22 protein-coding genes are annotated in these 23,251 nt (G+C 43.8%); 12 read left to right on the forward strand and 10 right to left on the reverse strand.

Annotated features, from left to right (window positions below; translation table 11 throughout):
* The 3 genes from ABWY16_RS02940 to ABWY16_RS02950 all read left to right on the forward strand — a co-directional run.
* Positions 1 to 278, forward strand: a 278-nt coding sequence (locus ABWY16_RS02940) for a PPC domain-containing DNA-binding protein (RefSeq protein ID WP_353903157.1), incomplete at its 5' end; no start/stop codon positions are given.
* 137 nt (positions 279 to 415) lie between these two features.
* Entirely contained in the window at positions 416 to 751 is a 336-nt protein-coding gene (locus ABWY16_RS02945) for a DUF3140 domain-containing protein (protein ID WP_353903158.1), read from the forward strand.
* Positions 752 to 1,053: 302 nt separating this feature from the next.
* Positions 1,054 to 1,353, forward strand: coding sequence for a hypothetical protein (locus ABWY16_RS02950; protein ID WP_353903159.1), 300 nt, complete (start codon positions 1,054 to 1,056; stop codon positions 1,351 to 1,353).
* A gap of 413 nt (positions 1,354 to 1,766) precedes the next feature.
* Here the strand turns inward: ABWY16_RS02950 and ABWY16_RS02955 are convergent, their stop codons facing one another.
* On the reverse strand, positions 1,767 to 2,726 hold the full coding sequence (locus tag ABWY16_RS02955; RefSeq protein ID WP_353903160.1) for a helix-turn-helix domain-containing protein: 960 nt from the start codon (positions 2,724 to 2,726) through the stop codon (positions 1,767 to 1,769).
* Positions 2,727 to 2,826: 100 nt separating this feature from the next.
* Here ABWY16_RS02955 and ABWY16_RS02960 point away from each other — a divergent pair, with 100 nt between their 5' ends.
* Complete coding sequence (locus ABWY16_RS02960; RefSeq protein WP_353903161.1) at positions 2,827 to 4,020, forward strand: FAD-dependent monooxygenase; 1,194 nt, start codon at positions 2,827 to 2,829, stop codon at positions 4,018 to 4,020.
* A gap of 121 nt (positions 4,021 to 4,141) precedes the next feature.
* Here ABWY16_RS02960 and ABWY16_RS02965 read toward each other — a convergent pair whose 3' ends face one another.
* Positions 4,142 to 4,399, reverse strand: a complete 258-nt coding sequence (locus tag ABWY16_RS02965; RefSeq protein ID WP_353903162.1) for a hypothetical protein — start codon at positions 4,397 to 4,399, stop codon at positions 4,142 to 4,144.
* A 493-nt stretch (positions 4,400 to 4,892) separates the two neighbouring features.
* Between ABWY16_RS02965 and ABWY16_RS02970 the strand changes: the two genes are divergently transcribed.
* Together ABWY16_RS02970 and ABWY16_RS02975 are read left to right on the forward strand one after the other, a co-directional pair.
* Positions 4,893 to 5,111, forward strand: a complete 219-nt coding sequence (locus ABWY16_RS02970; RefSeq protein ID WP_353903163.1) for a hypothetical protein — start codon at positions 4,893 to 4,895, stop codon at positions 5,109 to 5,111.
* Positions 5,112 to 5,525: 414 nt separating this feature from the next.
* Positions 5,526 to 6,017: a BLUF domain-containing protein gene (locus ABWY16_RS02975; RefSeq protein WP_353903164.1), complete on the forward strand. Its 492-nt coding sequence runs from the start codon at positions 5,526 to 5,528 to the stop codon at positions 6,015 to 6,017.
* 89 nt (positions 6,018 to 6,106) lie between these two features.
* On the opposite strand, the gene ABWY16_RS02980 is transcribed toward ABWY16_RS02975, so the two are convergent.
* The 5 genes from ABWY16_RS02980 to ABWY16_RS03000 all read right to left on the reverse strand — a co-directional run bounded on the left by ABWY16_RS02980 (position 6,107) and on the right by ABWY16_RS03000 (position 12,341).
* Positions 6,107 to 7,237 carry a PAS domain-containing sensor histidine kinase gene (locus tag ABWY16_RS02980; RefSeq protein ID WP_353903165.1) on the reverse strand — a complete coding sequence of 377 codons (1,131 nt, stop codon included), beginning with the start codon at positions 7,235 to 7,237 and terminating at the stop codon, positions 6,107 to 6,109.
* Positions 7,238 to 7,558: 321 nt separating this feature from the next.
* Positions 7,559 to 9,844, reverse strand: a complete 2,286-nt coding sequence (locus tag ABWY16_RS02985; protein ID WP_353903166.1) for a xanthine dehydrogenase family protein molybdopterin-binding subunit — start codon at positions 9,842 to 9,844, stop codon at positions 7,559 to 7,561.
* Positions 9,837 to 10,880, reverse strand: coding sequence for an FAD binding domain-containing protein (locus tag ABWY16_RS02990; protein WP_353903167.1), 1,044 nt, complete (start codon positions 10,878 to 10,880; stop codon positions 9,837 to 9,839). The genes ABWY16_RS02985 and ABWY16_RS02990 overlap by 8 nt, the downstream gene beginning before the upstream one ends.
* 37 nt (positions 10,881 to 10,917) lie before the next feature.
* A complete protein-coding gene (locus tag ABWY16_RS02995) occupies positions 10,918 to 11,706 on the reverse strand; it encodes a 2Fe-2S iron-sulfur cluster-binding protein (protein WP_353903168.1) in 789 nt (262 codons plus the stop codon).
* Positions 11,707 to 11,870: 164 nt separating this feature from the next.
* Positions 11,871 to 12,341: a DinB family protein gene (locus ABWY16_RS03000; protein WP_353903169.1), complete on the reverse strand. Its 471-nt coding sequence runs from the start codon at positions 12,339 to 12,341 to the stop codon at positions 11,871 to 11,873.
* A gap of 236 nt (positions 12,342 to 12,577) precedes the next feature.
* Here ABWY16_RS03000 and ABWY16_RS03005 point away from each other — a divergent pair, with 236 nt between their 5' ends.
* Positions 12,578 to 13,462 carry an ATP-grasp domain-containing protein gene (locus ABWY16_RS03005; protein ID WP_353903170.1) on the forward strand — a complete coding sequence of 295 codons (885 nt, stop codon included), beginning with the start codon at positions 12,578 to 12,580 and terminating at the stop codon, positions 13,460 to 13,462.
* A gap of 175 nt (positions 13,463 to 13,637) precedes the next feature.
* Here the strand turns inward: ABWY16_RS03005 and ABWY16_RS03010 are convergent, their stop codons facing one another.
* Positions 13,638 to 13,961 (reverse strand): nuclear transport factor 2 family protein, encoded by a 324-nt coding sequence (locus tag ABWY16_RS03010; RefSeq protein WP_353903171.1) that lies wholly within the window; start codon positions 13,959 to 13,961, stop codon positions 13,638 to 13,640.
* Between the two features lie 32 nt (positions 13,962 to 13,993).
* Positions 13,994 to 14,788 carry an SDR family oxidoreductase gene (locus ABWY16_RS03015; RefSeq protein WP_353903172.1) on the reverse strand — a complete coding sequence of 265 codons (795 nt, stop codon included), beginning with the start codon at positions 14,786 to 14,788 and terminating at the stop codon, positions 13,994 to 13,996.
* A gap of 293 nt (positions 14,789 to 15,081) precedes the next feature.
* Here ABWY16_RS03015 and ABWY16_RS03020 point away from each other — a divergent pair, with 293 nt between their 5' ends.
* Positions 15,082 to 15,984, forward strand: coding sequence for an AraC family transcriptional regulator (locus tag ABWY16_RS03020; RefSeq protein ID WP_353903173.1), 903 nt, complete (start codon positions 15,082 to 15,084; stop codon positions 15,982 to 15,984).
* Between the two features lie 100 nt (positions 15,985 to 16,084).
* Here the strand turns inward: ABWY16_RS03020 and ABWY16_RS03025 are convergent, their stop codons facing one another.
* Complete coding sequence (locus ABWY16_RS03025; RefSeq protein ID WP_353903174.1) at positions 16,085 to 16,960, reverse strand: Rpn family recombination-promoting nuclease/putative transposase; 876 nt, start codon at positions 16,958 to 16,960, stop codon at positions 16,085 to 16,087.
* Positions 16,961 to 17,222: 262 nt separating this feature from the next.
* Between ABWY16_RS03025 and ABWY16_RS03030 the strand changes: the two genes are divergently transcribed.
* The 4 genes from ABWY16_RS03030 (at position 17,223) to ABWY16_RS03045 (ending at position 23,235) form a co-directional block, all read left to right on the forward strand.
* Complete coding sequence (locus ABWY16_RS03030) at positions 17,223 to 17,399, forward strand: DUF3606 domain-containing protein (protein ID WP_353903175.1); 177 nt, start codon at positions 17,223 to 17,225, stop codon at positions 17,397 to 17,399.
* A 374-nt stretch (positions 17,400 to 17,773) separates the two neighbouring features.
* Positions 17,774 to 18,514 carry an ImuA family protein gene (locus ABWY16_RS03035; RefSeq protein ID WP_353903176.1) on the forward strand — a complete coding sequence of 247 codons (741 nt, stop codon included), beginning with the start codon at positions 17,774 to 17,776 and terminating at the stop codon, positions 18,512 to 18,514.
* 5 nt (positions 18,515 to 18,519) lie between these two features.
* Positions 18,520 to 20,028 carry a Y-family DNA polymerase gene (locus tag ABWY16_RS03040; RefSeq protein ID WP_353903177.1) on the forward strand — a complete coding sequence of 503 codons (1,509 nt, stop codon included), beginning with the start codon at positions 18,520 to 18,522 and terminating at the stop codon, positions 20,026 to 20,028.
* 9 nt (positions 20,029 to 20,037) lie between these two features.
* Positions 20,038 to 23,235 carry an error-prone DNA polymerase gene (locus tag ABWY16_RS03045; RefSeq protein WP_353903178.1) on the forward strand — a complete coding sequence of 1,066 codons (3,198 nt, stop codon included), beginning with the start codon at positions 20,038 to 20,040 and terminating at the stop codon, positions 23,233 to 23,235.
* The last annotated feature ends 16 nt before the right edge of the window (positions 23,236 to 23,251 follow it).

Here is a 23,251-nt window from a genome sequence, read left to right on the forward strand (position 1 = left end):
TTGGTTTTTTTGATTTCAAGACTAAACAATACAATCCGAAGGATTTTAAAGCAGTAGAAATGGCCAGCATGACAGGATCTATCGCCTGGGATAATGGGGCTCCTTCATTACATGTTCACGGAGTGGTGACTGATCAGTCTTTCAAAGCATGGGGTGGCCATCTGCTTTCAGCAATAGTGAGTACGGGTTCTCTGGAAATCAATGTGATCGTCCATGAACAAAAGCTCGAGCGAAAAATGGAAGAGCAGTTAGGAGCAAATGTGCTGCAGCTGCAATAAGTCCTATAAAAACAAAATCCTCTTTCTGATTAGCTGCCGGGCTATAGTGGCAAACCCTCGAAATCGGTATGAGTACAGTGCCGCAGTACTTCGGCGTATATGAATAAACTATTTTTGACATACTGTGTTATGGTCTTATGGAAAAAGAAGAGCAACACAAAATCTATAAAGAATTCAAAGAAGTTGTGAATATGACGGCTGCCACACTTGAAAAGTGGTTAAAAACAGAGGAGTCAAAATCAGTAGGCTGGGATAGTGGAGATGGCGAATCCATAGGGCACAAGTCCGGGGAGCATATTATCTCGATCCTTGGAAAAAAACAAAACGAGCTGACCGGACCTGATTATAAACATATGCAGAAAGTGCATGGATACGTCAAACGCCACTTGGCTCAAAAGCCGGATGAACCGAAAGGTTCCAACTGGGATTATTCCCTGAAAAACTGGGGCCATGATTATACCAAAAAGTCATGAACTTTTTATGAGTCAAAGGCTGATCGCGGCAATGGCATTTACATGCAGTTCCATAGCCCTGCAACCTGTCCATCGTTAACAAAAAATACGCTTTATTTTACGTAGTGATACGCGAATTTTTAAAGTATGTCTCCCGCTTAAAGGTGCCTGATTTGCTCTGTACATCTTTTTCCGCCTGAATACTATTTTGAGGGCACTATATTCCTGATTTGGTTAAGGCGGTTTTAGGTATGGACTTGATAGTATAATCGATCTTACCTTAGACGGCATAACTTTTGGGCTGATATTAAAAACCAAAAACTATGATAACTGATCAATTAAACAACGACCCGGAGGAGCTGACCACTTCTCTCAACTTTCCCGGTAACAGTCCGGAACAAACCGAATCAGATGAGGACACACAACCAGACTTCTATGAGGCCGAAGTTATTCCTGACGAAGCTGATGACCTGGATGATGCCTCACAGACAGATGATGGATCTGCAGAAGAGGAAGATCCTGATGATAGTGATGATGTAGACAACACTGATCCGGTAAGCCCCGATGAAGCAGCAAATGAGGATGAAGCCTTAGAGAACGAACCATTGGACGAGGAAGTTTAGCATTAAGAGTAAATGTACGGCAGTTACTTCTAAAAAAGTGACTGCCGCGCATCAACTATGAATTCTGTTTGGGGAATCTTCAGCGGCGTTTAGCACACAACACAACACACAATATACTTTATCCATGAAATTCAAATCCGCAAAGTATATCTGGATATTCGCAGTAGTATTACTGTTAATTCTTGCATGTATAATTTATAAAGTGGCAAATGAAGATATACCGCAGCACACTGAGGATCATTTTGGGTATCCCTTTTGATATAACCCGCAGAGTTTTTCTGCCAGCTGATACACTGGTTAAAAAATTTGCCATATAAAGTTTGCTCAAGAACCATAATAAGAAGTCGCGCAGGGGAGACAATCCCTCCTGGGGCGAATCAATGAGGAGATTAAGGCGGAACGGGATTAAGTGATTAATTTCCATTGTACTGTGCTCTGCACAGAGTTGAATATTTTTTTGGCTTATGACCTATATGTTTTTCAAAAAGCCTGCTGAAATAGCTGAGATTACTAAAGTTTAATTTGTAACCTGCCTCTGAAACAGACATATTCTGGTCTTTAATCAATCTGGCAGCTTCTTTAATGCGTAACAGCTGATGATAACTGTAGACCGTATTCCCGAAAATCTGTTTAAAAAGGCGCTGCATTTTGCTTTCGCTCATCGCGGATAACTGAACCAGTTCCGCAAGATTGGGGGTAATGCTCAGATCAGCAATTATTTTATCCCGCACCTGATAGATGATTTTAGCATCAGCAGTATTTACAGGATAGTCGGCAATACTTCTACGGTTTAGAAACACGCTGAAAAACAGAAAAATCAGCTCTTCTGCTTTTACCCTGTAGTAAAAATTACTGAGTTCTGCAGGAATGCTGGCTTCCAGGATGGCCGAAGCAAGTATTTGTATCTCAGCTGAGCCGATTTCTTCATATATGAAAGGCTGATTGCTGAATAAAATATTGTCCCAAAGCGTGTGTGATCCCGTCTGGTGGATCAGGTCTTTCAGCAACTCTAAATGAATAGTGATGATGATATTACTGGTATGTATTCGGGCAGGAGTATATATTTCAAGGTCCATATCAGCTGAGCTCACCATTACTGACAGCAGCTGCTTTACATTGCGAAAGCTAAAAGTAATTATATTTTCACCACCCTTGTCGTCTGCGGCCTTTGGTCTTTTCATGAGCATCTCCGCATTAAGCTCATACTGAGAAATCATAATATGCATCGATGGTCCCAAATCTATTTTTTGAATATATCCAGTGCCTATGTTTTTCCGCAACACGAATTTCATGTCATTGGATTCCTTATTTTCTGGGTCGGGAAGTTCGGCAAGCAAACCCAAACGCTCCAATATCGCGGGATCTTTAAGCATAATACTGTTTTGGACTATTAATTAACGTAATATAGATATTTTGTCAGAAACAGGGCGCTTATATTTGTCTGCATCTCATCTAAATCAGACAAAAACCGAAATGAGCAGAAAAAATATTTTGATAACCGGTGCCAGTGTAGGTGGTAATACGGTAGCCTGGTGGCTATCCCGTCAAGGCTTCGATGTGACGGTAGTGGAGCGGGCAGACAGTTTCCGTGACGGAGGACAAAACGTTGATGTACGCGGTGCAGGCCGTGACGTATTACGCCGGATGGGACTGGAGCAGCAAGCTATGGAACTGACCACCGGAGAAAGCGGTACCGACTGGGTTGATGAAGAAAACCGGGTAATTGCCCGTTTTGCAGTGGAGGATATAGGTGATGGACCCACCGCAGAACTGGAAATTATGCGGGGCGACATTTCACGAATTATTTACGAACCCACCCAACAGAAGGCCCGGTATCGCTTTGGGGACCATATTGTCAAGGTAGATGAAGATAAGACTGGTTCTCTGGTAACGTTCAAAAGTGGCATTGCTGAACGATATGACGTCATCGTCGTTGCAGAAGGTGTAGGTTCTTCCACGCGGGCATTGCTGTTTCCGGGAGAGTATAAGATGCGCTATCTGGATCTCACGATTGCCTATTTTTCCATTCCTGGAAAGGAGAACGATGGTAAATTTGCGCGTCAGTACAATACTACCGGCGGCAGGGGTGCTACATTAAAGCCTGGCAGTGATGGAAATTTAAGGGTATATATGGGAATCCACAAGGTGTCTGAAGAGGAACAAAAATGGGGGACTGAGCGGCAGAAGCAGTTTTTACTTGATAAATTTGCTCATGATGGCTGGGAGTTTCCGCGTATACTCAAAGAAATTCCCAAAGTTCAGGACTTCTACTTTGATGTGATGCGGCAGGTGAAAATGGATCGCTGGTCTGCAGGTAGCGTGGTGCTCACCGGCGATGCAGCATGGTGTGCAACTCCTCTTTCAGGAATTGGGACAACCCTTGCAATCGTTGGTGGATATGTGCTGGCAGGCGAGCTGTCTAAAACGGATGATCACGTTGCCGCCTTTGCAGCTTATGAACGCATTATGAGGCCATTTGTGAAGGAGGGCCAGGGGTTACCTAAAATTGTGCCCCGTTTGCTCTGGCCGCATACCCGCTTAGGTCTGGCATTTTTACGTACTGTCATGCGGTTAGCAGGTACCAGAGCAGTGCGTAAAATTTTCTCAACGCTTTTTCTTCGCGACTCCAAAAAAGTTGAATTGCCTGATTATAATTTAAACACCTGATATGCTGGTAATTGTTCCCAGCTGCATTGTTATCAGTGAAGCTTATCAATAATGAGTTTTAAAATGTCTCCCTGACTAGTTCATAGAGTAGTGACTATCAATCGTTCAAAGCATGGGGCGGCTAATTGTATCGCAGAATACCGGAGCTAATCGCTTCCAGCGTATAGTCGTACAATTGTTCAACAGGAAGTATGGCTGCGGCTGCATTCGATTTCAGGCATCTCCATTTCCCGTTAAACTCTTTTACCACGTAATGTTCTTCGTTATCCGTTTTAATGATCATAAAATTGTTCACATAAGGATGATAAAATACATTATACCATTTCTTATCTATTGCTGTTGCAAGCATTTCCATAACTTTTGGGGTTAAGTGTTTCAATGATTTTGGTTAATCTAATTTAGCTTCATAAACCATGAGATTTATACGGTAAATGGGTGGTAGTATACTGATTTTAAATGGAATTAATCCATCGATCTATTTTCCTGCCGGTATGGGTTTGAGCAGCCCATTAACGTGTAGAGATACGCATTTCCATCATATTTATACGTGATCTCCCAGGTACAAGTTACAGTACATCAGGTGAGAATAATATTAAATACCTGAAGTTAACAGATGCTGCTATTCTGAAAAACAAATGCCTGCTATTTCTGTCATTAAGTTATTCTGGCACTACAGCATATCATATGCTTTAGCAGGAAAAGTAATTTGAATATCAAATACAGGTAGACAAGCTAAATTCAACATTTGCTAAATTAAGCCGCAAGCAATTCGGAGATCGACAGATAGATCAGGGTAAGTATTTGGTACGAAACATTCACAGGTGCTATGAATAAGTGCTGTTGTTAGTCTTTTTTATTAAAATGAACTTATCATGAAAGTATTTACTATTTGTACGGATGGTGACAGGTATAATGTAATCGTCCACCCTGATGTTATCAATTTTCTTATCATTCGTCATCAAAGCACAGAGTACCTGATGATGAAGTTACAGGGTGACAGATGGAGATGCTTAAATGACGGGCCATATTGTAGTTACATACCGGCAAACAAGATCTACGAAATGGTAACGAAGTGTCTTAACAAAGCGTAAGTAGATATTGCAACTGAATTCCTTTGCCATCGGCAAATTTTATTTCATTTTTTGTATAGGACGAATCGTCCTGTCCCTGTAATTTCTCTTTTTTATTTTCCTGATTTCTCATTGTTCATCATTTAGGTGTAAGCGATTTTTGATAGCAACAAACATGACTAAAACGTGTTTGCTAAACTCATTTATGTTGGAGTTTTGCGCCCAGCCGGAGAATTACAGCAAGGCTAAAAAGAAGCTGAGAATCCGATTTCCCTCAGTTATCCGTGGTTTTCTCTCATTCGCCATCCTGGTAGGATAACCTGTAATATTTCAGATAGAACAAAATCCAGCTTTATTTTAAAAATGATCCGTTTATTATTTATTTTGCCTTGGATCTATCATCTTTAAATTTATCGCAATCACCTATCTATAAACGTGAAACATTATATCATTTACCTTAGTACTGCAGAACATCTTATGAACAATGACGAGCTCTCGGTAATCCTGGAGCAATCCCGGACGTCCAATTATAATCATGGGATCACGGGAATGTTATTATATGTGGAAGGAATCTTCGCAAGTGTTGCGGATCGCAGTATTGAATCTGCTGTTACCGGCAGGTTTATGCAAATCATTGAAGGGTCTAAAGATGATGTGGAATGCCTGTTTGATAAGATTAAGCAAGATCCACGGCATGTTAACGTAATCACTCTTGAGAACGCTCCTTCTCGCGCAAGGTATTTTGAAACCTGGCAAATGGGCTTTACGGCTCTTTCAATCTCAGATTTGCAAGACAACGCAGGCTTCTTTCGTCCAGATATTTTATTTACAGCAGGAAATGATTCCACTGGTAAACATCCATTAAATTTCTTGAAATCCTTTTACCTCAGAGGCCAAAGTCAGCAGACTGTCTTTCAGCATGAATAGGGCTTTATCATAAAAAAATCGAACCGTCCAGAAGCTTGCCGCATTTTTGCTGGTTTATTGCTTCGATGTTTAATAGGTTTTCGGCTATATTATTCTGTATGAAGAGGAAAGAATACTTTAAAGGTTGTGAATTTATCAACTTCACTTTCTATCTCTATCTTCCCGCCCAAAGCCTCAATTTGATTTTTTATAATAAAGAGACCCATGCCTTTGGCATCAGCATTTCCATGAAAAGTTTTGTACATCCCAAAAACTTTATCCCTATTTTGCTCAAGGTCAATTCCAATCCCGTTATCAGTAAACACAAGTACCTGATATTGTTTTTCGGTCTGTATGGACAATTCTATTTCCAGCGCCCGCTTTGTTGATTTGTATTTAAGCGCATTGGTCATCAGGTTTAGAATGATGCTCTCGAGATAAGCGGGATTCGTCAGCAGTGCAGTTGCCTCATCAAAATCATAGCTAATTGTGGTATTGTCTTTTTCAAAAAGTACCCTGATGCTATCAATGATTTTGTCTATCTCCATGCGCAGATATACCTCTTTGATAGGAAGGTTCACATTGGTTTGGATATTTATCACTTCATTGAGGTTATGAATAGTCGTGTCCAGGCCGGCAATGCTTTTTTTTATCATTTCCCAGCCTGCTTCCTTCTCCTCCGGCGGCTCACCGTCGTTCAGTTCTATAATCCCGATTATATTGGCTACGTGCGATCTGATATTGTGCGAAATTATATAAGTAAAATTCAATAACTTTTTATTTTGATCGGCGGTAACCTCAACCAGAGACTGCAATTCCTGTTGACGCATCACAAGCGAGGTGATATCATGACCGATACAAAGTAGATGCAAGGGGTTTCCTTCATTGTCAGAAACAACTTTGAATTCCCACTGAGTTGATACTATACCACTGTGATGAGGTTTGCGCAAAATTACCCAATGACTTTGTCCTGGTGTCATAAAGCACTGTTGTACCGTATCGATACAGGCCTGATGATCTGCAGGAATAATCAAATCTATAGAAGGTCTGCCCAGCCAATCGGCGGGTTTTAACCTGAACTGCTGACAAAAGAAGGGGTTCATATACGAATAATTGCCTTCAAGATCAGTCTTGATCACATAAAATGAATTATTTTCAATAATGGATCTATAGTAATTATCTTCAGATTGAATATCAATAGAATCGTAGCTTTCGCCGGGGGTTTTTAATATGTTATTCATAGCACAGTTATTACAGAAATCAGGTCATAAAAGCGGAGGCATGAGATACGATAAAATATTCCAACCGGATTTCAGCATTCCAAATGCTCAGCAGCAATACTATTCAGTCGGTGAACCCCACACTGCCAGCAAGCAGTATATGGTATTATACCTTAAGAACATCTCATTGCATCGCGGGTTGAACACACTTGTCCTAAAATTGTTTCATTTTATATGCGTATCCTTGAGCGAATAGGATATTAAATGGATATACGAATTTATTTCAAACGCTTTATCTCTATTCTGGCCTGATTTGCAAGGCAAATACCTGAAAATTAGCTATCAATCAAAAAACTTCTCGGGCGTTAACGGGAGGTCCCTTAATCTTTTGCCTGTTGCATTAAAGACAGCATTCGCAATTGCCGCAGATACGCCTGTAATACCAATCTCGCCAATACCACGCGCACCAATAGGTGAAATATGCGGATCGGGTTTGCCTATGAAATGAACGTCTATAGGCGGAACATCCAGATGTACCGGCACATGGTAATCGGCCAGCGTACGTGTCACGGGATTACCCCAGCGTTTGTCATAATCTGTAGCTTCCATCAGTGCTGCGCCAATACCAAATATCACACCGCCAATGATTTGTGACCGGGCTGTTTTCTCATTCATGATCCTGCCTACATCCTGCACACTCGTGAAACGTTTCACGCGGATTGTGCCAAAATCCTCATCAACCCATACTTCGGCGAACTGTGCACCGAACGAATGGAAAGCATATTGCTTGATATCACTGTTTTGTTCCGGTGGTGTATGACTGGGGGTACACAAGGCACTTGGAACTGTAAGACCGGCACCCGAAACCGGCAAAGTAGTTGCACAGGCTTCTATTTCGTTTCGTTTTGCACGGTTTAAAATATTCAGATAAGTGTCGTTTTTTTGTTCATCGCCTTTCACGAAGAGTTTGCCCTCTGCAAAACCGATATTCTCAGGATTGCGTCCGTTTAGTTTTGAGTTGGGGTCAGCAACTGCCATTGCAGTTAGTTCTTTTCTCAACAAGACGCAGGCATCCAAAGCTGCAGGGTGGATGCTTGCCGTTGTTTGCGAGCCACCAGCCAAAGGCGCCGGCGGAAGACTGGAATCGCCGATCTTGACATCTATGCTGTCAACAGGTACACCTAATGCATCAGCTGCTGTTTGCGCCAGTACGGTATAAGTTCCGGTACCGATATCGATTGATGCGGTCATCACTGTAACATTGCCTTTTGAATTCATCACTACCTTTACTGATGCGGCACTTCTTCCGCCTGGATAGGTCGCAGTGGCCATTCCGTAACCCACCAGGTATTTACCGTTTCTTTTCTGCCTGGGTTCCATACTGCGGGATGACCATCCGAACCGCTCTGCGCCGGTGCGGTAGCAGTCCAGCAGGAACTCGCTGGAGAAGTCGTGCCCTTTCATCGGGTCTTTCGTTGTATGGTTCATGATCCGAAATTCTACGGGATCAATCTTTAACTGATAAGCCATCTCATCCATAGCAGACTCTAGTGCAAACGTGCCCGGGGTTTCGCCTGGCGCGCGCATAAAAGTTGGAGTGCTGCGGTCAAGGTGAGCGACATTGTAGGTAACCTCACGAAGCGGAGCCTGGTACAACACGAGGGATTGTTTACCACTGGGTTCAAAGAACTGTGTCAGATTATTATAGGTATTTGTATGGTGACGGATTGCGCTTAGTTTTCCTTCGGCATCAGTGCCAAGGGCCACTTGCTGCATAGTAGCCGCGCGGTGACCAACATTGGTCTGCATCATTTGCCGCGTTAAGGCAAGTTTGACCGGACGGCCAGCAGCTTTTGCAGCCATAGCAACAATTAATGTATGCAGCCAAAGCCCCTTGGAACCAAAGCCACCACCAACGAAAGGTGCAATAACATTTACATTTTCTGGTTTCAATCCGAAGAAATATGCGGCAATGGAACTAGTGAGTCCAACCCCCTGCGTAGCATCATATAATATGAGCTTATCTGTTCCTTCCCATACGGCTACTGTGGCGTGCGGTTCCATTGGGTGGTGATGTTCGGCTGGAGTCGAATATTTATGATCCACTTTTTGTGCTGAAGCAGCCAGGGCAGCTGCAGCTTTGCCATCATTCACCTGGGCTTCTTCACCCATAAACATTTTTGGTTTTTTACTATTCGGCAATTCAGCCTGCAAATCAACCGCAGCCTTTTCCTGTGTGTAACGTACTTTAATTTTATAAGCCGCTGCGCGCGCCTGCTCGTAGGTTTCGGCAACAACCAATGCGATAAACTGGCCCGGGTAATGAACAATGTTGTCCTGCAGCGGCGGCAGATTCTCTCCCAGGAAAGCAGCACCAGCTTTACTTTGCGCAGGCATATCAAGGGGCTTCAATCTGAAAGCATTCTTGTAACTTATTATGGTAATTACTCCGGGTTCTTTATTCGCGGCCGCCTCATCGATAGCTATGATCTTTCCCTTAGCGATAGTTGCGCGCACCGGAAAGGCATATGCCATATTCGGAAAGTTGTTCTCAGCAGAATAGGTTGCCTTGCCACTAACTTTCATGCGGCCATCAATGCGGCTGATTGGTTTACCGGTTTCACTCATGATCTTGATTTTTATCAGTAGTTGTAGAATCTGCTTCCATGGCTCCGTAGACGCCGCCCTGCAGCGCACCTTCCAGGGCGCGTACTATAGCTTTAGCAGCCAGGGATACCTTGTATTTGTTATGCGCTAATGGTTTTGCATTTTTAAGTTCGGCCGCTGCCGCTGCCTTAAAGTTTGCTTCTGTTGCCTGCTTACCGATCAGCCAGTGTTCGGCAACTGAAGCCCGCCATGGTTTATGTGCAACGCCGCCCAGGGCAATCCTTACCTCTTTTACCGTATTATCATCAGTTACCAAAGCCGCTGCGACAGAAACCAACGCAAACGCGTAAGAAGAGCGTTCACGGATTTTCAGGTAGTAAGATTTTTCAGCAAGCCCATTTGCAGGCAGATCGATAGATGTAATGAACTCTCCCTGCTGCAGGTTATTGTCCTTTTCGGGATGATCGCCCGGAAGCCTGTGGAAATCTGCAAAAGGGATGCTTCGCTTTGTATTATTGACGCCTTCTACCTGCACAACGGCATCCAGTGCAGCGAGGGCAACAGCCATATCGGAAGGATAAGTGGCTACGCATTTTTCAGACCATCCGAAGATTGCATGATTTTTATTTACCCCATGCAAAGCGCCACAGCCTGAGCCTGGTGCCCGTTTGTTACAGGGCATGTTAACATCATAAAAGTAAGTGCATCGCGTTCGCTGGTTAAGGTTACCGCCATTTGTGGCCATATTGCGTATCTGTGCGCTGGCACCTGCAAGGATTGCCATTGAAAGCAATGGGTACTTCTCCCTTATATTTTCGTCATTAGCCGTGCTGGCATTGGTTGCGGTAGCACCAATAGATATGCCATTTCCCTTCTTTTCGATCCTGGCATATTTTAACCGCGATACATCCACCAATTCAGTAGGGCGCATCACATCTTCTTTCATCAGATCGACAAGGTTGGTACCGCCGCCAAGGAACCTGGCAGTTTGATTAACAGATACAAGCTTTATGGCCGTACCGGCATCAGATACATTTGAATATTTAAATGCTCTCATAACAGAAGCTGATTTTTAAGTAATATGAATATCCGGATTAAACCGTCCCTTCGGCAAACTGCCACACCTGTGCCACCGCTTTGTCACCATGGACTTCCCGTATGGCATCTACAATGTTTGGATAGGCTCCGCAGCGGCAGATATTGCCCGACATGCGTTCCCTGATCTCTTCATCAGAAAGCTTAACAGACCTGCTTTTCCTGCGCACATCAGCCGTCACATAACTGGCTTCACCATTTTTTGCTTCATCCATCAAGGCAACAGCAGAACAGATCTGGCCTGGAGTGCAATATCCGCACTGAAAGCCATCATGTTTAATAAAAGAAGTTTGCATTGGATGAAGTTCATTGCCTGTGGCCAGACCTTCTATAGTAGTAACTTTTTTATCCTCGCAGGTTACAGCAAGTGTCAGACAGGAGAGCACGCGTCTTTCATCAAGAATTACCGTGCAGGCACCACATTGGCCGTGATCGCAACCCTTTTTGGAGCCGGTTAAATTTAACCGCTCCCTCAATGTATCAAGCAGCGTCATTCGGGAATCGACCAGCAATTGCTGCTGACTTCCGTTAACTTTAAATGATAAGTTGACACCATTCTCGATCAGTAGCGGCGCCTGCTGCTCAATCGGTACGGTCCGGGCCATCAGTTGTTCTATTCCTAACAAGTGCGCAGCGAGTAAACTGGTCCCTGTAACAGCAAAAAGTTTAAGAAAATGCCGGCGTTTGATTCCTGAAGCAATGATTTCACTCATTTCTTCAGGCAGAAGCTCTTCCAATGCTTTTTGTTCCGCTTCTGAGAGTTCAGGGAATTTAGATTGTTCTTCCATAGGATGTCATTCAAGGTATCCTAATTTACGAATTTAGTTTTTATATTTTTTCGTATAGATGCAAATAAATTTCCGAAAATATTATCGTGGGGACCGCACATTGCAGAATAGTTTTTACCATCCCGCCAGACTGGCCTCCTAAGAATGCTGGCGTATAGCACCATCTATAAATGACTGCATAGATTTTTGATGATTGTAATCTGACCAAGGTGATAATAAGTATGTTCAATGCAACCATGCAAACTTTTATAGACAGAAGAATACCCAGGCAAAATTGGTTGAGTAATATCCTGTGGTTCAAAATTCAAAATCTCAGCTGAAAGGAGACGGGCCGATTCTAAGTTAAGCGCTCTTAATCTATCCCAATCTTCCTGTGTTTCCAATATCGGCGCATCGAACCCATTTGTTTCCGGGATATCAGTAGACTCAGCCCGTATCCGCAGTACCATGATGTTGTTCCAATAGGTCAAATGATGCACAATTGCTGAAATCCTGTTGGGAGAGGCAGCAGTTACAGTTTCTGCAGCTTTTACTGAAACATCCTCTAAAACTTCTTTGATGGAATTCTCCGTCCAGTTTCCGCCATTGTAAACTTCGAGGAGGTGCTGTGCAATAAGTGATTGTATAGGTGCCATTTATATTACTATTAATTGAACCATAATTGTCCTTTAAACATACACGCGCAGACGAGACAGTGCAAGCCCGATCGGCTACTGTTTCAACCCTTATTATATCTGGAATGTTTTACTCAGGGCTAGATATTAGTGCCAATTCCACAGGACTTGTAGATTATCCTTTCCTATACAAATTAATCATTAATTTAGGCGCACTGTTTCCTAACACCCGTTTTTACCTGTTGAAACCTTCTTCTATGAAAATTGCCTATATCTCTTACAGCGGTGCGCTTAAATATGGCACAGCCAATAACTTCAATGAAAACACAGAGCTACTGCCGCTCCTGCAAAGTAGGGGCCTTGATATCACTTCTGAAATATGGGACGATCCAAAAGTCGACTGGGCGAAATACGATGTTGCAGTTCTCAAGACTCCATGGGACTACCACCAAAAGTTTGAGCAGTTCAATCACTGGCTCGATCATTTAGAGTCCAGCAACGTAAGGCTGTTCAACGATTATCCTGTTGTGAGATGGAACATGGACAAGCATTACTTGCAGGAAATTGAGCAATCGGGATTTGAGATCATACCTTCTGTATTTCTCTCAAAGGGCTGGAAGGAGGAACTAGCTCCATTGTTTGAACGGTTAGCGACTGATAAGTTGATTATCAAACCCTGTGTGAGCGGAGGGTCCAAAGATACCCTGATTTTGAACAAAGCAACTGCTGATAAAGATATTGACAGTGTAGTTAAGCTCCTGGAAAAAGGAGACTTCATCATCCAACCTATGATGTCACAAATTCAAAAAGGGGAATGGTCGTTTATCTTCTTCGGGGGGAAATACAGCCATACCATCATTAAAAAGCCCAAAGAGGGCGATTTCAGGGTCCAACAGATTTTCGGGGGCAGCATTGAAACTGTTTCGCCAGATCAGATTTATATTGATGAGGCTGAACGGTACATTTCCAGATATGCTAAAGATTCACTCTATGCCCGTGTTGATGGTTTGATGGTAGGCGAACGTTTTATGTTAATGGAACTTGAGCTTGTTGAACCTTTTCTTTATCTCTCCTATCATCCGCAAGCAGTTGACAATTATTATTCAGCATTAATTGAAAAGCTCAATCTAATTTCGATATAAATGATTCCTGAATGAGAACCTGATTACCTGTGTCCTTATTATTATAAGAGAACAAAGTCTTGCCATGCGAGTGTGCACGCCCGTTTAAGCGGGTATTTCGAATGGTCTAAGAAAACCGCCAAATCCAGGAAAGGCGGTTTTCACATATTTACAAGTGCTGCCTTCAGGCCTTAGATTATCCGGTCACATTTAGTGAATTGATAAGACCGTCTTTTAATCCCAGATGAAAGTTAAGCACGAGCGGGCTACCTGGAAATGTGCCTGATACCTCAGCAGTTAACGTGCCTTTCGTACCCGACTCGTCATATTGAATCGGTTTCATGACAGATTTATATCTCTCGTTAGCATCTTCGATCCATGCCTGTATCTCGTCTTTGCCCGTATGGGTCTTGCCTTCATCATGAACGATGGCGGTCTCGGTAAAACACTCCGTGTAAGCCTTGCTGTCGTAAATGTTCTGTGTTTCTACAAACTTTGCTACTAATTGTGGTAATTCCATGATCTTTGTGATTAGTTATTTATTTCAGTTTTTTAAATAGTTGGCACCGTTCCTCCGTCAATGACGTAATTCGTTCCTGTTAAGTAACTGGCTCGTGGTGAAACCAGAAAGCCTACCAGCTCGGCTATTTCTTCCGGTTGTGCAGGTCTGCCATACGGTATCCCACCCAATGCATCCATAACGCTTTTCTGAGCTTCCTCTACAGTGCTATTGGAATTTCTCGCGATCTCGCCCAAAAATGCCATCGATGCTTTTGTGTTTATCCAACCTGGAGAAACCGCCAGCACACGGACACCCTTTGGTGTAACTTCATTAGATAAACTTTTACTGTAGTTGATCAATCCTGCTTTTGAAGCTGCGTAAGGTAAGGTAGAATCGTATAGTGGCAATATGCCCTGTATGGATGCGATGTGAATAATAACACCGCTTTTCCGTTCGATCATTTGCGGTAAAAATCCCCTGTCAAGCCTTACAGGAGCCAGTAAATTAGCTTGTAGGGTTGATATCCAATCGTCATCATTCAATGCTGAAAAACCACCTGCCGGTGATGTAGAACTACCCAGGTTGTTTACCAGGATATCCAGCCTCCCATGTGTTGACAGCACTTCGCTGATTACTTTCTGAGCATCCTCTGCCTTACTCAAATCAGCAGCAATAAATTGCATGCCACCATTTCCTCCCTCAGGAGTATTCCTCGCCGTTATTATTACCTTTGCACCAGCTTGCAACAGCCTGTCAGCGATTGCTTTTCCTGCTCCTTTTGTACCTCCGGTTACCAGGGCGATTTTGCCTGATAACTCATTGCTGTAATTGATTTGTTGTGTCATGATTTCCAATGTTTGTTTTGTGCAAATTTTAACAGTATACAGCCATCAAACAATTACGGAGTTACGAATCAGATAGTGATAAAATTATCCGTATTGCCCATAGCCTGAGCTGTTGATTACATCACAAATCTCGGCTATCTGATCACGCCGGAACATGGCCGGATGCGGCCTAAATATGTTCAGAAACCCCATCCGGAACGGTGAATTATTTGTTTTGATAAATTATTGCTATCTTTTGATAGTTTATCGTCCGCAAGGATGCTTAATAGGCAACGATAGGTCTGTTCGGATTCATGAAAAACAAGAAGCAGCGTATAGAAAAATTGACCCTGGATTTTCTAAGGTCCCGGCTGGACATCAATACGGATTTTAAAGGATTATATGTTTTTGATACTGATGCGCAGGAGATGGACACTTCATTCATTTCGCCTTATCGTGCCGATCATAATTCCATCCATTTGATCACTGAAGGTGAGGTAAATGTAAAGATCAACCTGTTGGAATATACGCTTAAAAAGAATGATCTCGTCCTGTTCACCACTAACATGATACGCCATTTCGGGACTGTATCTCCAGATTGTAAAGCCACGAATCTCCTGTTTTCTAATGATTACTTATTAAATTCCGCAGTCCCCTCAAAGACCGCGGAAGCATATGATTACCTAACCGGTATAATTAAGCCGGTGGTCAGCCTCCGGGAAGCACAGGCCGAGCTGTTCAAAACCCAGTTTTCAGCGCTTGCGTTGAAAATGAAAGATTCACGAACAAACAGGTTTTATGCGGAGGATATTTTGCGGCACCTGTTTTCAGCAGTCATTTTTGAGATAGGTGCATTATATCAATCAGAGACCGACCCTTACGTTGTTTCCAGCAGTCGTAAAGAGTATGTGGTACACCAGTTCCTTAAACTGGTCATGAAAAAGTTCAGAGAGGAAAAAAGTGTTCAGGCCTATGCTGATATGTTAAATATCACTCCTAAATATCTGACTACCGCCACGCGTGGGCTGACCGGTAAGACCGCAGGGGATCTCATCAATGAAATGCTGATCGTTGAGGCCAGGGTGCTCCTGAATGAATCCGGCATGCCGATCGCCCGTATAGCAGAATCATTGAACTTCAGCGATCAGTTTGTGTTCAGTAAATTCTTTAAGAAACATTGCGGACAAAATCCAAGTAGCTTTCGTCGCAATGCTTAAAAATTATCACCACCGCAGGTAACTGGATTGATAAAAACTTTTCAGGACAACATTATCAGTAGTTTAGTTCAAAAGCTTCCGCGACAGTCTTGAAGCTATGTTACATTTGCCTAATTTGCTGCTCAGACAGATCGGTTGCAGCTTTGATGACATCTATAGACAATCCTTGCTTTATCAAATTACTAGCTACTTCGAGTTTTGCTTCTAGTTTGCCTTCAATCTTGCCTTCAATCTTGCCTTCAACTTTTCCTTCTTCTAATCCTTCTCTTTTTGCAGTTTCAAGGATAGCATAGTGATCCCAGGCATTCTTCTGTTCGATTTCTTCTCGTGTTCTTTCCATGTCTGTTAGAATTTCAGCGGATTTAAAAAAATCTATAAATATCTCTTCAGTAAACGTCTCTGGAATTTTTTTAAGCTTGCTCATATTTTTAAGTGCAAACAGCCATTTGTCCAGTCTATTATCCAGTTCGTTTTCACTTTTAGTAAAGTTAAGTAATTCTATAAAAACAAAACGAATTTTTTCGTAAAATTCTTTGTTGTTGCTGTCCCTGAGAGCGATGTCATGAAAGTACTTTTCAGTGTTCTCAGCATCCAAACTGAACTTTACAAGTATTGCAACAACTAGCACTGCTTTACAACCATATTGCCATTCCCTTCCTTTCTCTGACTGGCTGCTAATATGACGGGCAGCATAATACACGGCCCGGTCCTTGAAGTATTCTTGTTTGACCTGCTGTATTTCTATCAGAAAAACTTCGCCGTCTTTACCTTGGCACAAAACATCGAATATGACGATCCGTTTATCCTGCGATTCTCCCTGGTGCTCTGGATTACTGTATTTGAGGTCTGCAATCTGTTTGTCATCAGGCAATAATTCATTTAAAAAGGCAATCAGAAACCTTTTATTTGATTCTTGCCCAAACAACTTTTTAAATCCGTAATCGAAAAGAGGGTTTAGATATACTACATCTTTCATTAACATGTAATTCATACTTATGAGCAAATATAAATCTTTAATTGCATTAAAAAATAAATATATTCTTACAGATTAATAATTAATCGGTGTATGGAATAACCAGATTGTGATTCAAATAACTTTTCTGCATTTTCTTACATTAATTTGTAATCTTAAATATTATCAATTGAGCTGCTGGCGAATTATTTGCAGCCTGCTATTTAAGAATCCAAAACTTTTACAACCAGCCATTGTTTTCTTTTTTTACCAATCAAATAAAACTATGTCAGACAATAAAGATAAACAGGACGGAAGAGACGACAGCAAAATTGACAGCAATGATGCTAGCGAAGTACAATATGCTGCCGAAGAGTTCAAAGTTACTCCCAAACAGATTAAGGATGCCATTGCAGAAGTAGGTAATTCACGTGCTGCAGTAAAAAAATACCTGCAGAGATAATACACACTTAATACCAATGAAGCCTTGCATCCTTGTGAGGCTTTTTTATCATCGTTTCACGTCTACACGTGGCTGATGTGCCAGCCTTAGAGCTGGTTTTTTTATGCCCAATATTTTCTACAATTTTACCTCCTGAGAGAATTATATCCAGAACCAAGTCCTCCAAGTTCAAGTATTAATTTGATCCTCGATCTGCGAATTGAGACCTGAGAGAAAATAAGATTGTTCAAAGAGGAGGCAGATGTCCCTGCCTCGATCCCCCTTATCCACAAATACTTGCAAGTTATCAACATTCATTATAATACTAACAAAATTAGCATTATGTTTGCTTGCATTATATAATACTAATAAAGGTAGTAGTTAAAGTGATAGGGATGATGGAGGCTAAAAGAGATCTGATACACAAGCTACAACAGGATATCCTGCTGTGGCAAGGCTATAAAGCTGCTTCAAATTCAGCCTGTGGCAAGATTGGTCTTGGCACAATTGAGGATGTTTTTCCCGACGGTGTGTTTCCAAAAAGAGCCATTCATGAATTTATAACCGTAATTCCTGAGCACGCAGCAGCAAGTGATGGTTTTATTGCCGGACTGCTTGCTGCTTTAATGCAGGATGGTGCCGCTTGTGTATGGGTGAGTACAAGCCGCAGACTTTTCCCTGCTGCCTTAAGCGCATTTAACGTTGCGCCGGAAAGAATCATTTTCATTGATGTCAAAACCGAGAGAGAAGCACTCTGGATTACAGAAGAAGCCCTCAAATGTGAAGGATTAGCTGCTGTAGTTGCAGAACTAAATGAGATTAGCCTGGTCGAATCCCGGCGTCTGCAACTTGCAGTTGAAGGAAGCGGAGTGACAGGTTTTATACTCCGTAAAGATGGAAGAAAGACGGCAAGTACTGTCGCTGCAGCGCGTTGGCAGATCAGCCCCATGCCCAGTGTAACAGAAGAAGGGCTGCCAGGCCTTGGCTTTCCGCGCTGGCAGGTGGATCTGTTAAAAGTGCGCAATGGTAATCCCGGCAGTTTCATCATGGAATGGGCGGGGGATCGGTTTGAAGAAATCGAATATAACAGAAAATCTACAACATTACCTGAACGGGAGGATCTCAAATTTGGATAAGGATCATGCAAAAGCGTTTTGTTTCCATATGGTTCCGCCACTTGCTGGCCGACTGGCAGCTGATCCGCCGTCCGGAACTGGCTGTGGTACCCTTTGTTTTTGCAGCAGCTGATCACGGGCGCATCATCATTACCTCGGTGAGCCAGCTCGCCCTGGAAGCGGGGATTGAACCAGGTATGCGTGCAGCAGATGCAAAGGCGATCTGTGCCGGACTGGAAATCCTTGATGATAAACCCGGGCGTCCTGCGCAGTTACTTCGCGGCCTCGGCGATTGGTGCATCAGGTATGCCCCCATAGTTTCAATAGATGAGTTTGCAATGGATAGCTTACTAATGGATGTGAGCGGCTGCGCCCATCTCTGGGGCGGAGAACGCGAATACTTAAAAGAGATCGTCTCAAAATTTAAGAGCAAAGGCTATACGGTTAGACTAGCTATTGCAGATACACCAGGCGCTGCCTGGGCCATATCACGCTGGGGCAAGCGCACGCCACTCATCCCAGTTGGCGGACATACAGAAGCCTTGCTTTCCCTGCCACCAGAAGCGCTGAGGCTGGATGATCAGATCATTGTGAAGCTGCGCAAGCTGGGCTTTTCCAAGATCAAAAGTTTTATAGGTATGCCCCGCTCTGTACTTCGCAGACGATTTGGGGAACCTTTTCTCCAACGGCTTGCACAGGCATTAGGCACTGAAGAAGAAGTATTGACTCCGCTTCAACCTGTTCTGCCTTTTCAGGAGAGATTGTCTTGTATGGAACCCATCAAAACACGCACAGGCATTGAGATAGCCATAACAAAATTACTGGAGAGTATGTGTAAACGCCTGCAGGAAGAAGGTAAAGGTATACGGACAGGTATTTTAACCGGGCATAGGATAGACGGGAAGATTGTGCAGATTGCAATAGGTACCAGTGCGGCTACTCATAGCGTCAGTCATTTATTTAAGCTCTTCCAATTAAAAATTGATCAGATCAAACCCGGACTTGGTATCGAGCTTTTCATATTGGATGCACCGAAAACAGGGGATGCAGAGGTGCCGCAGGGAGCAATGTGGACAGCTACACCTGGCCTGGATGATCAAAGTGTTACCCAGCTGCTGGACAGGGTTGCAGGTAAAGTGGGTGCTGGAGTGATCCACCGCTATTTACCTGCCACACGCTATTGGCCAGAACGTTCCATCAAGGGAGCCTTAACACTTAGCGAAAAGCCTATTGCCGACTGGAATACCAGCAGGCCACGTCCAACAGAATTGCTCAAACAGCCTGACCCCATTGAAGTAATGGCCCTGATTCCGGATCATCCGCCAAAATTCTTCATCTACAAAGGGGTGCAGCATTTAGTGGCTAAAGCAGACGGGCCGGAACGGATTGAGCGCGAGTGGTGGCTTGATGAAGGGGAACACCGCGACTACTATCAGGTGGAAGACGACAAGGGACAGCGCTACTGGCTTTTCCGTTCGGGCCATTATGGCGCCGAGAAAAAATACAAATGGTTTATTCATGGATTTTTTGCTTAAGACTGGGGTATGGGATACAGTGAATTACAGGTAACTTCGAATTTTAGCTTTTTGCGTGGGGCCTCTCATGCAAATGAGCTCGTGGAACGTGCGGAAGCTTTGGGTTATCAAAAAATAGCGATCACCGACCGCAATACATTGGCTGGAATTGTAAGAGCCCATTCAGCTTGCCGTGAAAAGAACATCAAGCTTATCCCAGCCTGCAGGCTCGATCTTCTGGATGGCCCCAGCTTGCTGGCTTACCCCACTGATAAGGATGCTTACGGGCGACTGTCTGCCTTGTTAACCTTAGGTAACCTGAGGGCCGAAAAAGGTTCATGTCATATCTCCCGCCAGGATGTGTATCAGCATTCCAAAGGGATGTTTTTCGTTGCGGTCATGCCTGGCGTACTGGACAGGCATTTCAAGTTTGAGCAAGAATTTGTCAACGCCATCGCACAGTACCGTGAAGCACTGGGCAAGCAGCTTTACCTGGCTGCGAGCAGAACTTACTTAGGAAATGATGATAAACTCATCTTCCGGGTCAGCCAGCTGGCAGAAAGACTTGATATTCCTGTAGTGGCAACAGGGGATGTCCATTACCACGATCACTCGCGCAGGGAATTACAGGATATACTGACTTGCGTACGCGAGAAATGCACGATACAGGAGGCAGGATTTCGGCTGCACCAAAATGCAGAGCGTTACTTCAAACCCGTTGAAGAAGTGCAAAGGCTGTTCAGGAAATATCCCGGGGTAATTGAAAATACCCTTCAGATCTCAGAAGCCTGTACCTTCTCCCTCGATGAGCTCAAATACGTATATCCCGAAGAGATCAACAAGAGTGGACGGTCACCTTTGGAAGAACTGGAGTACCTCACCTGGAAAGGAGCCCATGAATTCTATGGAGAAACCATACCAGAAAAGGTGGTTATAATGGTAAATCATGAGTTGGCTTTCGTAAAACAGATGGACTACGCCAATTATTTTCTGTTTGTAGAAGACATTGTGCGTGAAGCGCGCAGCCGTGGGATCCTTTGCCAGGGAAGAGGATCTGCGGCCAATTCAGCAATCTGTTTTTGTCTGGGCGTTACTTCTGTAAACCCAATGAAGTTTGACCTGCTCTTCGAACGTTTTATTTCACCTGCCCGTAATGAGCCACCCGATATTGATGTTGACTTTGAGCATGAACGGCGGGAGGAGATCATTCAGTACATTTATAACAAGTATGGCCGTGACCGCGCCGCTATCGTAGCCACTGTTACCCAGCAACATCAGAAAGGGGCTATACGCGATGTAGGTAAAGCCATGGGGCTTTCAGTGGATACAATCAACAGGCTGTCCAGCTCATTATGGCAACATACCGAGGAATGGTTTGAGAAGGAGCGGATAGTAGAGCAAGGGCTCAATCCTGATGATCCCCATCTAAAGAAAACCTTAGAATTGACTGCGCAGATGATGGGTTTCCCCAGGCAGCTGGGACAGCATACCGGTGGGTTTGTGGTTACCAATGGCAAGCTTACAGATCTGTGCCCGATCCTGAATGCCAGGATGGAAGACCGGACCAACATCGAATGGAACAAAGACGATATTGATGATCTGGGATTTTTGAAGGTTGATGTGCTGGCTTTAGGGATGCTCACCTGTATCCGTAAGGCTTTTGATCTGTGCAGGGATCATTACGGACTGAATTTAACGCTGGCAAATATTCCGCAGGACGATCCCGATGTATACAAAATGATCAGTGCAGCAGATACCTTAGGTGTGTTTCAGATTGAAAGCCGTGCACAGATGTCAATGCTTCCGCGGCTCAGGCCAAAATGTTTTTATGATCTCGTGATCGAGGTTGCAATTGTGAGGCCAGGGCCTATACTGGGTGATATGGTGCATCCTTATCTGAGAAGGCGAAACGATGAGGAGGAGGTTAGTTATCCTTCAAAAGAACTGGAAGAGATACTTGGCAGGACGCTTGGGGTTCCGCTCTTCCAGGAGCAGGCAATGAAAATCGCTATCGTTGCTGCAGGCTTTACACCAGCCGAAGCGGATGGATTGCGCCGCAGTATGGCCACATTCAAGTTCAAGGGGCTGGTAAATCATTTTGAGAAAAAACTAATTGACGGCATGCTTGCCAAAGGTTATACCGAGGAATTTGCCAGGCGGATCTTTAAGCAGCTGGAAGGTTTCGGGAGCTATGGTTTTCCGGAAAGCCATGCTGCAAGCTTCGCCTTGCTTGTCTATGTCTCCTGCTGGTTAAAGCATTACTATCCGGATGCTTTCGCCACCGCACTGCTCAACAGTATGCCCATGGGCTTCTACCAGCCTGCGCAGATCGTAATTGATGCCCAAAAGCATACTGTAGTGGTTAGAGAAGTGGATATCAATCATTCCCTGTGGGATAATCAGCTCGAAGAGCAATCCGGAAGATACCGTGCGATCCGTTTAGGTTTCCGTCAGATCAGTGGCATCAGGGAAGAGGAGATTGGGTTGCTGATCAATGGCCGTGCTGACAGTTACAAAAGTATAGCCGCGCTGCGCAATGCAGGCGTATCCATAGCGACGCTTGAACGGCTGGCAGATGCCGATGCATTTCGTTCCATAGGAATGGACCGCAGAAAAGCACTCTGGGAAGTATCTGCATTGCAGGATATGCCAGAACAATTGTTTAAAGGGCAGCCCTCGGAGAGTGTGCTTGAAAACCAGGTAGAGCTTCCACTGATGAGCAAGGGAGAGCATGTGGTTCAGGATTATGCAACCATAGGTTTATCCCTCAAAGCACATCCTGTCAGTTTTGTGAGGAGCCAGCTTGAGATGCTGCGGATTCTCTCCTGCAAGCAAATCAATGAGGAGGCTGGAAACGGGCAGCTGGTAAAGGTCGCAGGATTGGTTTTAGTGCGGCAGCGCCCCGGTACAGCAGGAGGCGTATGCTTTATCACTATCGAAGATGAAACGGGTTTTAGTAACCTGGTAGTATTCGAGAAACTCTTCGAAAAGTACAGAAAGGAGATTCTTCATGCCAAGTTGTTGATGGTAGAAGGAAGGTTGCAGCGGGAGAAAGATGTGGTGCATGTAGTTGTCAGCAAGTGTATTGACCTAACGAAAATGCTCGGTAAGCTGGTTGAGAAGGAGCTGGATGATGAATCCGTGCCATTCCAGGCGCAGGACAAACGCAGCCAAATGAGACAGGATGCATCTAAGCAAGTTTTTCATGGAGGCAGGAATTTCAAATAATCCTGTATTTCTTTAA

Origin of the sequence: Pedobacter sp. (genome assembly GCF_040513095.1) — a bacterium.
Lineage (GTDB): Bacteria > Bacteroidota > Bacteroidia > Sphingobacteriales > Sphingobacteriaceae > Pedobacter.